Annotated in this window: 14 protein-coding genes; 9 read left to right on the top strand and 5 right to left on the bottom strand. The window is 67.5% G+C overall.

The annotated features are described in order from the left end of the window. Window positions 1-51 precede the first annotated feature (51 nt). Complete coding sequence (locus tag AC5Y5V_RS13385) at window positions 52-663, top strand: TetR/AcrR family transcriptional regulator (RefSeq protein WP_499935597.1); 612 nt, start codon at window positions 52-54, stop codon at window positions 661-663. On the opposite strand, the gene AC5Y5V_RS13380 is transcribed toward AC5Y5V_RS13385, so the two are convergent. Beyond that, window positions 581-1414, bottom strand: coding sequence for an alpha/beta fold hydrolase (locus tag AC5Y5V_RS13380; protein ID WP_499935593.1), 834 nt, complete (start codon window positions 1412-1414; stop codon window positions 581-583). The genes AC5Y5V_RS13385 and AC5Y5V_RS13380 overlap by 83 nt on opposite strands. Window positions 1415-1497: 83 nt before the next feature. Between AC5Y5V_RS13380 and AC5Y5V_RS13375 the strand changes: the two genes are divergently transcribed. After that, window positions 1498-2547, top strand: coding sequence for a phosphotransferase family protein (locus AC5Y5V_RS13375; RefSeq protein WP_499935589.1), 1050 nt, complete (start codon window positions 1498-1500; stop codon window positions 2545-2547). Window positions 2548-2552: 5 nt separating this feature from the next. Here AC5Y5V_RS13375 and AC5Y5V_RS13370 read toward each other — a convergent pair whose 3' ends face one another. Next, window positions 2553-3383, bottom strand: a complete 831-nt coding sequence (locus AC5Y5V_RS13370) for an LLM class F420-dependent oxidoreductase (RefSeq protein WP_499935586.1) — start codon at window positions 3381-3383, stop codon at window positions 2553-2555. 298 nt (window positions 3384-3681) lie between these two features. Between AC5Y5V_RS13370 and AC5Y5V_RS13365 the strand changes: the two genes are divergently transcribed. Continuing rightward, on the top strand, window positions 3682-4638 hold the full coding sequence (locus AC5Y5V_RS13365; RefSeq protein ID WP_499935583.1) for a TIGR03557 family F420-dependent LLM class oxidoreductase: 957 nt from the start codon (window positions 3682-3684) through the stop codon (window positions 4636-4638). On the opposite strand, the gene AC5Y5V_RS13360 is transcribed toward AC5Y5V_RS13365, so the two are convergent. After that, a complete protein-coding gene (locus tag AC5Y5V_RS13360; RefSeq protein WP_499935579.1) occupies window positions 4595-5035 on the bottom strand; it encodes a DUF4267 domain-containing protein in 441 nt (146 codons plus the stop codon). The genes AC5Y5V_RS13365 and AC5Y5V_RS13360 overlap by 44 nt on opposite strands. Before the next feature lie 28 nt (window positions 5036-5063). Continuing rightward, entirely contained in the window at window positions 5064-5303 is a 240-nt protein-coding gene (locus AC5Y5V_RS13355) for a hypothetical protein (RefSeq protein WP_499935576.1), read from the bottom strand. 43 nt (window positions 5304-5346) lie between these two features. On the opposite strand from AC5Y5V_RS13355, the gene AC5Y5V_RS13350 reads away from it, so the two are divergent. From AC5Y5V_RS13350 to AC5Y5V_RS13325, 6 genes are all read left to right on the top strand, one after another. Next, on the top strand, window positions 5347-7083 hold the full coding sequence (locus AC5Y5V_RS13350) for a patatin-like phospholipase family protein (RefSeq protein WP_499935574.1): 1737 nt from the start codon (window positions 5347-5349) through the stop codon (window positions 7081-7083). 56 nt (window positions 7084-7139) lie between these two features. Further along, on the top strand, window positions 7140-7799 hold the full coding sequence (locus AC5Y5V_RS13345) for a DUF732 domain-containing protein (protein WP_499935572.1): 660 nt from the start codon (window positions 7140-7142) through the stop codon (window positions 7797-7799). Window positions 7800-7910: 111 nt separating this feature from the next. Continuing rightward, on the top strand, window positions 7911-9128 hold the full coding sequence (locus AC5Y5V_RS13340) for a DUF1214 domain-containing protein (RefSeq protein WP_499935868.1): 1218 nt from the start codon (window positions 7911-7913) through the stop codon (window positions 9126-9128). Continuing rightward, a complete protein-coding gene (locus tag AC5Y5V_RS13335; protein WP_499935569.1) occupies window positions 9125-10270 on the top strand; it encodes a sulfotransferase family protein in 1146 nt (381 codons plus the stop codon). The genes AC5Y5V_RS13340 and AC5Y5V_RS13335 overlap by 4 nt, the downstream gene beginning before the upstream one ends. Beyond that, window positions 10267-10899, top strand: a complete 633-nt coding sequence (locus AC5Y5V_RS13330; RefSeq protein ID WP_499935565.1) for a TetR/AcrR family transcriptional regulator — start codon at window positions 10267-10269, stop codon at window positions 10897-10899. The genes AC5Y5V_RS13335 and AC5Y5V_RS13330 overlap by 4 nt, the downstream gene beginning before the upstream one ends. 15 nt (window positions 10900-10914) lie before the next feature. Next, window positions 10915-11718, top strand: a complete 804-nt coding sequence (locus AC5Y5V_RS13325; RefSeq protein WP_499935561.1) for an SDR family NAD(P)-dependent oxidoreductase — start codon at window positions 10915-10917, stop codon at window positions 11716-11718. 45 nt (window positions 11719-11763) lie between these two features. On the opposite strand, the gene AC5Y5V_RS13320 is transcribed toward AC5Y5V_RS13325, so the two are convergent. Next, on the bottom strand, window positions 11764-12663 hold the full coding sequence (locus AC5Y5V_RS13320; RefSeq protein ID WP_499935558.1) for a DUF808 domain-containing protein: 900 nt from the start codon (window positions 12661-12663) through the stop codon (window positions 11764-11766). Window positions 12664-12671: the final 8 nt, after the last annotated feature.

The following is a 12671-nucleotide window of genomic DNA, read 5'->3' as shown; positions in this document are numbered from 1 at the left end:
GGCCATCCGTCAGAGTGTGACATTTGGCCTCCGAGATGTAAAGTACGCGATGTGGCTTCTCGTTCCTTCGCGGAGGCCGAGTCGTCGACGAGACGGCGGATCCTGGCCGCGACGTTCGTCGTGCTCGCCCGCAGCGGCCGCCGCCGGCTGCAGTTGTCCGACGTGGCCGCCGAGGCGAAGGTCTCGCGCCCGACGGTGTACCGGTACTTCGGCACGAAGGAAGGACTGCTGGAGGCGTTCGGACTCTACGAGCAGGACAATTTCGATGCCGGCATCGCGGCCGCCATGGCCGGGCTGAGCGGCGCCGCCAGGCTTGACGCCGCACTGCAGTTCATCGTCGACTTCCAGAGCACGTACTCGCTGGGATCGCTGGCCGACACCGAGCCCGATCATGTGCTGTTCCAGATGAAGCGGGTGCTGCCGGTCATGCAGGAGCGCATCGCGCGCATCATCGGCACCGACGACGGGGACGTCGCAGCCAGCGCCGTAGTCCGGATTGCCGTCTGCCACTACATGATCGGCGGCGGCACTCCCGGGCAATTCCTGGCCGAACTGCGGCACGCCGCCGGATTGGAGTCGCCTAGCCGTCGAGCCAGTCCGCGATCCTGGCCGCGACCAGCTCGGGCTGCTCGAGGTGCAGGAAATGCCCTACGCCATCGATGATTTCGAAGGCCGACCCGGTGGTGGGCAGGTGCGGGGCCAGATCGACGAGCAACTCCGCACCGATGGCACCGTCGTCGGCTCCGTGTAGATACAGCGTCGGCACCGGCGGCGGCTGCATCGTGGCGGCGGCCTCGGCCCCCGCCTCCGGGTCCGCGAACTCCGGATTGAACGAGGCCCGGTAGGGGCAGATGACGTCGGCGATGTTCTCGGGCGTCAGATATCGTTGCAGGTCAGCCACGTCGGCGCGCGGGTCGTGGCCCGGCGACCAGTCCCGCCACAGCCCCTCCCAGAAACCCGGGGCCAGCAATGCGGCCTCGGCGAGACCGACCTGCTGGATCAACCAGATGTAGAACGAGCGCTTGAGTTGGGCGTAGCCGAATAGGCCGGCCGTCAACGCGGCGATCGGCGGAACCGCCAGCGCAACGAATCGCCGAAAGGCCGTCGGGTCCGTCGCGACCACTCCGTATCCCGCGTGGGCGCCCCAGTCGTGGCCGACGAGGATCGCGCGCTCGTCACCCGCGTATGCGCGACGGGTCTCGAGGATGTGACGCACATAGGTGCCCACGCTCACGGGCGCGGACACCGCTGCGGCGTAGCCCGGCAACCACGGCGCCGCGACGCGGTATCCGCGCGAGGCGAGGTCGGGCCCCAGGTAACGCCACGTGTTGGGCGTGTCCGGAAAGCCGTGCACCAGCACCGCCAGCGGTAGCGTCGCATCGTCGATGTCGCCGAACGTCAGGGGCGCGGTCACCCGACCAGCGTATTACATAGGACTAGCGAAACGTAAACACCGGATTCTTTACATCGGGCCCGCGCTGTGTAAATCTTGCTCGCATGGCAGGCATCGCCCTCGTGCAACGCGATCTGGCCGCCACCCGAGAGCAACTCGAGTCGTGGTTCGAGCACAGGTTCGGCCGCAGGACCGCGGTTTCGGATCTGCGCGCGGCCAACCGCGCCGCTGGATGGTCCAGCGAAAGCCTGGTCTTCACCGCCGAAATGGACGGTGCCGGCACGGAGTACGTCGTCCGGATCCCGCCCGCCGGTGGCGGCATCTTTCCGGCGTACAACCTGGACGCACAGACCCGCACGCAGAATCTGCTGCACGAGCACGGGATCGCGACCCCGTCACCGATCCACTACGAGCCGGACGAATCGTGGATCGGCTCAAGGTTTCTGGTGATGCCGCGGATTGCCGGGCATACGCCGTCGGACACGTCGTACGCCACGCGGGGATGGCTGCACGACGCCGGGCCGGAAGTACAGCGGCGCGTGCACGACTCGTTCCTCGAGACGCTGGCCGACCTGCAGCGTGTTCCTATCGAGGGCACCGCCTGGTTGCAGCGGCCCGCTGGGGTTGGCGTCTCGGCCGAATTGTCCTGGTGGCGAGACTATGTGAGTTGGGGCACCGACAACAAGGTGCCCGCCCTCATGACGGAGGCATTCGACTGGCTGGTGCGGCGCCAACCCGAGGAAACCGGTCCGCTGGCGGTCTGCTGGAACGACGCCCGGCTGTCCAACGCGATCTTCGACGACTGGGGTGGGCTCGTCGGGGCGCTGGACTGGGAACAGGCCTGCGTCTGTCCAGCCGAGACCGACTTCGCCTGGTGGCTGGCCACCCGGCGGCAGACGTTGGAGGTCAACGGCCTCGACCTCGATCCTGAGCTGCCGGGATTCGACGCCCGCGAGCGGGTTATCCGGCGCTACGAGAACATGATTGGCCGCAGCCTTGTCGATCTGGGCTGGTATGAGATCTTCGCCATGGTGCGGATGGGCTGCTGCATCCTGCGTACGCAGGTGCTGCTGCGCAAGATCGGGCAAGGCGACCACTTCCTCACCCGCGCACCGTTTCTGCCGAGGTGGACGGTCGATACGATCCGCCGCTGACGGCGCTAGCCCAGCTGCGCGAGGTCGGCTGCCATCGCGTCGAGACGGCGCAGCGTCTGGTCGCGCGGTTGAGTGGGCAGATCCAGCAGAACCCGCTCCACTCCGAGATCCCGATAGCCCGCAACGGCTTTCGCCGTCTGGTCCTCGCCCCATTGACACACCGTCACCGGCACGTCGTCACCGGCGACCGCACGCAGTTCCTCGAGCGCAACCGCCAACAGTTCCGGCAATGGGCTGATGGCAATCCAGCCCGCGTTCAGTCGGGCGATGCGCTTGAAGTTCACCGGTCCCCCGCCCACGTAGAGCGGTGGGTGGGGCTTCGTCACGGGCTTGGGCCAGCAGTAGATCGGGTCGAAATCGATGTGCTTGCCGTGAAATTCGGCCCGCTCCTGTGTCCAGATCTCGACCATCGCGGCCAACCGCTCGTCGGTCACCCGCCCGCGCACCGCGGGGTCGACGCCGTGATTGGCCAGTTCCTCGCGCAGCCACCCAACTCCGACGCCGAGGCGGAAACGCCCCTGCGAAACCAGATCGAGGGAGGCCACCTCCTTGGCGGTGATGATCGGGTCCCGCTCGGGGATCAACGCGATTCCGGTGCCAACGACCAACGACGTGGTGGCCACCGCGGCGGCCGTCAACGCCACGAACGGATCCAACGCGCGGAAGTACTTACGCGGAATCGGACCACCGCTCGGGTACGGCGTCTTCGTGTCGACTGGGATGTGGGTGTGTTCGGCGACGAACAGCGACTCGAACCCTCGTTCCTCGAGCGCCACGCCCAGCTCCACCGGGCCGATGCCTTCGTCGGTGACAAACGTCAGTACCCCGAATCGCATGCGCTGAGTGTACGCGCCCGCGGCCGGGCCTGCGGTGACTCAGGCAACAACGGCGGCTAAAGGCCTTGCCGCACATCAGGTCTGCAGATCCAACGCCGCGCCGATTAGCGCCAGATGGCTGAGTCCTTGCGGCAGGTTGCCCAGCGGGGCGAAACCCTGCTGACGGCAAGGCGATTCGCTTGGCGCTGAGGTCACGGGGTCAAGTTCCGGTGCCGGCACGCCATCGCGTTCCCCGATTCGCAGCCAATAAACACCGCCGTATCTGTCTGACCGGGCGGTGAGCGGGTAACCGTCCGCGATGGCGACTATCGGATACTTCTTATCGTGCGAACAATTCGGCCCGGCGGAACTGATCGACCAGGCCAAGCGCGCCGAAGCTGCCGGCTTCGAGGCACTGTGGATCTCTGATCATTTCCATCCCTGGAACGACGAGCAGGGTCAGAGCCCGTTCGTCTGGGGAGTGATCGGCGCCCTGTCGCAGGTGACGTCGTTGCCGGTGACGACAGCGGTCACTTGCCCGACGATCCGCATCCATCCGGCGATCATCGCCCACGCTGCCGCTACGGCCGCAGTCCAACTGGAGGGTCGCTTCATCCTCGGCGTGGGCAGCGGCGAAGCGCTCAACGAGCATGTTCTGGGTGATCGCTGGCCCTCGGTCGGCGTCCGCCAAGAGATGCTCGAGGAGGCGATCGAGGTGATCCGATTGCTGCATGCCGGCGACGAAGTCAGTCACCACGGCAAGCACTACGAGGTTCAAGAGGCGCGCATCTACACCTGTCCGGATAAGCCCGTACCGATCTACGTGTCCGGATTCGGCCCGCAGGGCGCGCGGCTGGCCGGGCGAGTAGGCGACGGGTATTGCCTGGCGATGCCCGAAGCCGACTTGGTGCAGACCTTCCGAGACGCGGGCGGCGGCGACAAGCCGGTACAGGCGGGCACCAAGGTCAGCTGGGACCGCGATTCCGATGCCGCCCTCAAGGTGGCGCACCGGTTGTGGGCCAACGAGGCCTTGCCGGGTCAATCCGCGCAAATTCTGCCTCGGCCAAAGGATTTCGCTGCCCTGATGTCGCTGGTGGCCCCGGACAAGGTTGCGGAATCAGTCGCGTGCGGGCCGGACCCCGACAAGCACGCGGCCCAGGTCCGCGCCTACTTTGACGCTGGTGTCGACGAGGTGTACGTGCAGCAGATCGGGCCGGACATGGAAGGCTTCTTCAGCGCCTGGGAAAGCGACGTGCTTCCGCGGTTGCGCCAGTAACCACCTGCGCGCCCTGACCGGCTCCCGTTGTCCGGCGCGCGGCGCCCCACAACCCGACGCCGATGCCAACGATCGCTCCGCCCAGGCCGACGATCTGCTGCGAGCGCTTCATCTCGTCGTGCACGCTCATCCCGCCGAGCAGGTCGGAGGCGTCCGCGCCGGCGGACGCCAGGAACCAGCCGCGGGTGTTCCTGCCACGCAGCCCCGACGCCAGCAGCAGCCCGCCGATCAACGCGTCGCGGTAGCCCATCGACCGCAGCAGCAGCCGCGCCGTCGGCGACGACTCCTCGGCGTCGGCGCCCCATAGTTGGTTGGCACGCAGCGGATCGACCAGGAATGAGACGCCCGAGGCGAGCCGGATGCTGCCCGCGACGAGCGCGGCACGGTCTATCGACATGGCCGGAGCCTAGCCTGCCCGATCAGGGCTATGGGCACGCATTCGCGATCTGTAGCGAGGCCGGCCAGAACGCCGTCATCAGTCCGAATGCCCCGAGGTCAGAGCCGACCGGCGTCACCTTTTCCAGCCGGTCCTGGATCTGGTGCATCTGTTCGGGGTGCACGACCGTCCAGGCCAGCCCGATGCACAGATACGGAATGGCCAACCAGAACGCCAGCTCGATCAGGGCTCCGATGCTGACCTGGTGGTTCAGCAGTCGTCCGATCATGGGTAGACGCTACGCCGGATCGACGTGAGAGGCTTGAGGCACCATGCGGAACCCGTTCCCCGACGCACTGCGCAGCCGCTTGAGCCGGCGCGAGTCCACCCTCGAGCTCATCGAGGAAGCCGAAGAGGAAGTCGAAGCGGAAGCCGAGGAGTACGCCGAAGAGGAGGCGGCCTCCGACAGCGGCGAGACGCCCGAGACAGTCGACCTGCCGAATGCCGAGCCGGCCCTGCTGCTGCAGCGGATGGAGAATCGGCTGATCCGGCTCAACCTGTCCACGCCGGACGTGTTGAGCGCCGAGGAACTGCGCAGGCTGCGTTACATCCTCAACTTCGTCAGGCTCGACGATTTCGAGCCGGGCGCGGCGGGTCCGTGTGGAAGCCGCGGGCGCGGCGACATTGCCGTCGGCGCCGAAGTGGCCCCGTGGCGGTCCCGGGTCACCGACGCGCTATACGGACCGTTGCGCGAGGAGCGCGACCCGATCACCGCCCTCAAGACGGCGCGCGACGCGCTGGACACCCTGGTCGACGACCAGAACGACCAGCGGCAGGTGCTCATCGAGCGCCACGGGAACGACTTCTCCCCCGCCGAACTCGACGCCGAGGTCGGTTACAAGAAGCTGGTCGCGGTCCTGGGCGGTGGCGGCGGCGCCGGCTTCGTCTACATCGGCGGCATGCAACGGCTGGTGCAGGCCGGGCAGGTGCCCGACTACATGATCGGGTCGTCATTCGGCTCGATCATCGGCAGTCTGGTCGCCCGCACGCTGCCGGTGCCGATCGAGGAGTACGTCGACTGGGCGAAGACGGTGTCCTACCGCGCGATCATCGGACCCGAGCGGGTGCGCCGCCGGCACGGCCTGGCGGGCCTGTTCGCGCTGCGCTTCGACCAGTTCGCCCGCGCGCTGCTGAGCCGTGAGGACGGCGAACTCATGCGCATGTCCGACCTGGCCATCCCCTTCGACGTGGTGGTCGCCGGCGTTCGCAAGCAGCCCTATGCGGCGCTGCCATCCAAGTTCCGCCATCCCGAACTGGCCGCGCTGCAGGGGCGGTCGCTGCCCTTTATTCCGATCGGCATCGGCCCGCGGGTGGGCGCACGCATGTGGCAGGTGTCGGCGTTCATCGACGTGCGGGTGGTCAAGCCGATCGTGATCAGCGGCGACGATCCCGCCCGCGACCTCAATGTCGTTGATGCGGCGTCATTTTCGTCGGCCATCCCCGGCGTGCTGCACCACGAGACCAGCGACCCGCGGATGATCCCGATGCTGGATGACCTGTGCGCGGAGAAGGACGTCGCGGCGCTGGTCGACGGCGGCGCGGCGAGCAACGTCCCCGTCGAGCTGGCGTGGAAGCGGGTCCGCGACGGAAAGCTGGGCACCCGCAACGCGTGCTATCTCGCCTTCGACTGCTTTCACCCGCAATGGGACTCGCGGCACCTGTGGCTCGCCCCGATCCTGCAGGCGATCCAGCTGCAGATGCTGCGCAACGCGCCCTACGCCGACCACCTGGTCCGGTTCCAGCGCACGCTCTCGCCGATCAACCTGGCGCCGTCGGCCGCGGCCATCGACCGCGCGGGCAAGTGGGGTCGTGACAGCGTCGAGAAGGCGATCCCGGTGACGTCGGCGCTGTTGGAGCCCACCTGGTGGGAGGGGGACGCTCCCGCGGTTCCCGCCGACGAGCCCAGGACCCACGCAAAGTCGGTGGCGTCGTCGATGAGTTCGGTGATGGCGGCGATCCAGTTGCCGACGAATCGCTTCGCCCGGTGGCGCGACCGCCACTTGACTTGACCCGGCCCACAGCCAGTCGGCGCGGCTATGGGGCGTGAGCGGCTAACATGTCCTTCATGCCCGATCGGGAACGGCGCCCCTCCGACCCGACTGTCGCTGCCTCGCTGGACGGCTATACCGTTGCGGCCCCGATCAACGAGGGCCAGACCACCGCGGTGCCCAACGCCCGGCCCACCGAAAAGGTCGAGCTCGCCTGGTCGACCGGCGATGTCCTCGGCGGCGACGAACTCCCCGAGGAAGTCCGCGAGGAAACACCCCAGGGCCGGCGCCCGCCAGCCGTCGAAAACCAGTCGTGGGGGACGACACTGCGCATCGCCAGTTTGCTGGTGGCGGGCTGTCTGGTGCTCGCGGGCGCGATTGCCTTGGGGAACTGGGCGTTGGGGTCGGAGAAGACTCCCAAGCAGGCGGCGCCGCCGCAAAGTGCAACCTCGAGCGCGTCGGCTGCTCCAACGAGCAGTGCCCCGCTGGTCTCTACACCGGACCAAGACAAGGCGTTCATGCAGGCTCTCGAAGAAAAGGGCATGGCGGGCCTCGAGCCGGACAAGGCGACCGCCACCGGCAAGCAGGTCTGCGAGGACATGCGTCGTGGGGTGCCTCTGACAATCGAGATCGACAGCTTCCGCCAACAACAGCAAGCCGCCGGTTCCTTCCTCGCCGAGCACGCCCAAGACTTCGTGAACACCTCCATCGACGCGTACTGCCGGCAGTATCGCTGACACAGCATTGACAACCTCGCCGGTCGGCAGACATAGTGATTCCGCGTTAAGTGAAAACAATATTCTCAGATAACGCGCGCAGGAGGCGAGGTGGCCGTGACAGAGCGCCCGATGGCGTGGTTGCCGTTCTCCATCGCCGAAGCGTCGTTGTCCCCCCACCCCGACGGCGATGCCGACCTGCCGCAGGCGTGGTCGCATCTGACACGCCGGCTCGAAAGTGCCTCGCAGCTGGTCGAATCCGACCCGGTGAACCGGAATCGCCTCGACTTCACCGGGGGTATCCGGCACCTCCTGGTGTTGCTGGCGGCCGGAATCGACGAGGCGCTACGCGCCGATCCGGACCCGATGCTGGCGGTGCGACGCACCAGCACCGACGACATCGTCACCTGGGGTATGGAGTGCCCGGACTGCATCTACACCCGGGCGACCATGCGCGGCGGTGAAAGCTACCGGTTGTTCGGCAACCGCGGCACAGCCCGCTACGTCGGACTGCAGACGATGAACGGAATCGTCTCGACCGCAAACGAATTGGTCGACGAACTCGAGGTGGACGCCGACGGCAACTTCGAGGTCGTGCTGTCCGCCGACGAGCGGGACGGCAACTGGATGCGCCTCGACGGGGCTAACCCCACCCTCACGGTGCGGCATTTCTTCTACGACTGGGACACCGAGACGCCGTCGTCGCTGCACATCGAACGCCTCGGCGAGCCGGCGCCGGCCGGCGGCGGCGGCCCCGCCGGCACTCCGGCCCCGGACGTGGCGTTGTCCCGGCAACTGATCGCGCTCGGCGATTTCGTGCAGGACAACTTGCAGTTCTTCCTGCAGTTCGGAGCGGCGGCGCCGGCCAACGGCTTCCTGCCCGCGATCGATCGGAGCGCGATGGGCGCGGCCGCGGAGAACCGGCCCGTCATCGGCCGCTGGGAGCTCGGCCCCGACGAGGCGCTGATCCTCGAAGTCGAGCCGCCCGAGGGCGTGTATTGGAGCTATTCGCTCGGCAACCCGTGGTGGGAAACCATCCACTACGGCCGCCACCAGTCCAGCCTCAACGCCAAGCAGGCCGTCGTCGATGCCGACGGGCTGGTCCGGGTCGTGCTGTCGGCACGCGACCCCGGCATCGCGAATTGGCTGGACACAGCGGGGTTCAGCAACGGCCCGATGATCCTGCGCTGCGTGCGCACCGCCACGGCTCCTACCCCGACCACCCGACTGGTGTCGTTCGACGACATCGCCGCGGCCCTGCCCGCCGATACCGCGACAGTAACCCCCGACGAACGGCAGGCAATACTCGCGCGGCGCCGCCGCGCGGTACAGGAAAGGTTCGGAAGATGACGTTTTCGGCCGACCAACTTGAGGACGGCGCCCGGGCCGCGACGGGCCTCGAGGACTTCGGCTCCCCCTACTATCGGGAAGGGTTGGAACGCACCGTCGAGGCGTTGAACACCGAAGCCGGGCTGTCCGAAATGGGCAACGTCATCCAGCACGCCACCCTCAGCAACGCCCTAATCCAGCGCCTCAAAATCGAGGACGCCTACGCTCGGCACCCCGAAATCGACGACGAGGCGGTCGGCGGACCGGTCTTCGTCATCGGACTGCCCCGCACCGGGACCACGGCCCTGAGCCAACTGGTGGCCGCCGACCCGCAGTTCCGTTCGCTGCGGATGTGGGAGTCACAGGCTCCGACACCGCCGCCCGAGGCCGCCACCCAGCACACCGATCCGCGGATCGCGCAGGCCGAAGCGGGCCTGAAGATGCTGCACGACATGTTCCCGCTGATGAAGACGCTCTACAACTCCGAGGCGACGGCCCCGACCGAATGCCAGGACCTGATGGGCATGAGTTTTCGCACCTTCCATTTCGACGGAGTGGTGCGGGTCCCCGGTTATCTTGCGTGGCTGATGGATTGCGACATGCGCGAGACCTACACGTTCCATCGGCGGGTGCTCAAGCTGCTGCAGTGGCACTGTCCGCCGGTCCTGTGGCACCTCAAGACTCCGGTGCACATGTTCGCCCTCGACGCCCTGGTCGAGGCTTACCCCAACGCCAAATTCATGTGGAGCCACCGCGATCCGGCCAAAGTGATGGGTTCGGTCTGCAGCCTCATCCGCTACGTGCGCAGCTGGAGTAGCGACCGTGACGACCCCGAAGAACTCGGCGCGGAACAGCTGGACAGCTGGGCCGAGGCCGTGCGCCGGGCGATGAACTTCCGCAAGCGGGTCGGTGATGACCGGTTCGCGGATGTGGCCTTCGCCGATCTCCAGACCGACCCGGTGAACACGTTGGCAACCACCTACGAAACCCTGGGTCTGGACTTCACCGACGACACCGTCCGTTCGGTCGAAGGGTGGGCCGCCGAGCACAAACCCGGCTCCCGCGGCGCCCACGACTACGACCTGGCCGACTACGGCCTGACGCCGGACGGCGTCCGAGACCGGTTCGCGGAGTACCTGCGCGCCTACGACGCGAGCGCATGACGCGGCCGGCCACGCGGCGACGGGACAAGCGCCCGCCCGACCCCGACGTGCGTCGCGCCATCCTGACCGCCGCGTCGAAATCCGTTCGTGAGCAAGGAGTCCGGGGGCTGAGCATCGCTGCCGTGCTGGATCGCGCGCAGCTCAGCACGCGCGCGTTCTACCGTCATTTCGAATCGAAGGACGAGCTGGTCGCGGCGCTCTTCCTGGACATGGCGCGCGTTGAAATGCAGCGGCTGCGAAGAAAGATGGCCAACGCCGCCACCCCCGTCGAGGCGGTGGCCGCCTGGATCGACGGGCGACTCGACCTGGCGTTCGACGAGAACCTCAAGTCCGATCTGCGGCATCTTTCCCTCGAGGCGCAATCGCAGATGTTCGCCTCGCCCGAACTGATTGCGCCCGCCTACGCCCAGATGCTCGAGCCGCTCATCGAAGCGCTGCGGCGCGGGGTTGACGAGGGCGTGTTTCACGGCATCGATCCGCACGTCGACGCGCAAGCCATCCAGGGCGTGGTGTGGGCCGGTACCGAACGGCAATGGGCAACAGGCGATTCCGAACACGGCGAAGTTCGCGATCGGGTGCTCCGGTTCTGCCTGCGCGGATTGGGCGTAACGGACGACAAGCAACACTGAGCACGAGGAGACACGATGGACCTGGGATTCGCGGGATCGAAAGCCGTTGTCACCGGCGGCAGCAAGGGCATGGGGTTGGCCATCGCGGAAACCCTGGCCGCGGAAGGGGCCAGCGTGGCGGTGATGGCCCGCGGGCGGGCCGGCCTGGACGCCGCGGTGGAGAAGTTGCGGGACGCCGGCGCGCCGGACGCCGTGGGCATCAGCGTGGACATGTCCGACGCCGCGTCGATCGCCGACGGCTTCGCCGCGGTTGCGGATCGCTGGGGACAACTCAACAGCCTGGTGCACACCATCGGCCCGGGCGACGGCTACTTCGAGCAGATGGACGACGCGGACTGGGACGCCACCTTCGCGCTCGGCACCATGTCGGGGGTGCGCTCGATCCGCGCCGCGCTGCCCCTGCTGCGGGCCGCCGAGTGGGCGCGCATCGTCACGCTGTCCGCGCACTCCATCCAGCGGCAGAATCCACGCATCGTCGCCTACACGGCATCCAAGGCGGCGCTGTCCAGCGTCACCAAGAACCTGTCGAAAAGCCTTGCCCAGGATGGCATCCTGGTGAACTGCGTGTGCCCCGGCACCATCGTGACGGCCAGCTTCACCGAGAATCTGAAGGACATCCTGGCCGCCGACGGCCTCGATGCCACCAACCCGGTCGACGTGATGACCTGGATCGACAAGTACTTCCACCAGCCCTGCGACCTCGGCCGGGCCGGGCTTCCGGAGGAGATCGCATCCATCACGGCTTACCTGGCGTCGCGGCGCAACGGCTACGTCACCGGCGCGACCGTGAACGTCGACGGCGGCTCGGACTTCGTCTGATGCCGCCCCGGGCCAGGGGCCGGTGACGCCGGTTTCACGGCGCGGTCACTTCCCCCGGCGCCGCAGCAGCAGCGACAGCGGCATGATCAGCCCGAGGGCCACGGCTCCGACGATCAACCCGACGGCCGCGGACACCCCGGTGTCGACCAGCCACGCCAGCAGGTCACCGATCGACGGAACAGCGTGGCGAACCTGATCGTCGAGGTGGTGCAGCAGGCGGTACGGGGTGTGCCAGCCGAGGCGGTTGGAGCCGGTAATCAAAATGTGGCCGCCCACCCAGAGCATCGCCACCGTTCCGACCGTCGAAAGGGTCGCGAGCACCGTGGGCATGCCGGAGACCAGCGCCCGACCGACCCTCTGCCCGGTTCGGGAGGTGGTGTGGGTGAGGCTCAACCCGACGTCGTCCATCTTGACCACGATCGCAACGACGCCGTAGACGACAAGGGTGAGGACGAGGGCGACGACGATCAGGATGAGGAGCCGGGGCACGAATGACTCGTCGGCCACCTCGTCGAGGGCGATCACCATGATTTCGGCAGACAGGACCAGATCGGTGCGCACCGCGCCGGACACCATCTGGTCCTCGTCGGCCGGCGTCTCGTCGGCGTGATGTCCCCGGATGCTGCCCCAGATCTTCTCGGCGGCTTCGTAGCACAGGTACGTGGCGCCGGCCATCAAGAGCGGGCTCAGCAGCATCGGCGCGAACTGACTGAGCAGCATGGCGACGGGCAGGATCAGCAGCAGCTTGTTGCGCAGGGACCCTTTGGCGATGCGCTTGATGATGGGCAGCTCGCGCTCGGCCGCGATGCCGTGGATGTATTGCGGCGTCACCGCGGTGTCGTCGATGACGACGCCGGCGGCTTTGGCCGTCGCGCGGCCGCTGGCCGCCGCCAGACGCGCGAGCAGAGCCACATCGTCCAGGAGGCCGAACAGACCCGCACTCATCGCGTCCC

The organism is Mycobacterium sp. NGS68, assembly GCF_059812195.1.
This window is presented reverse-complemented; position numbering and strand designations above follow the sequence as displayed.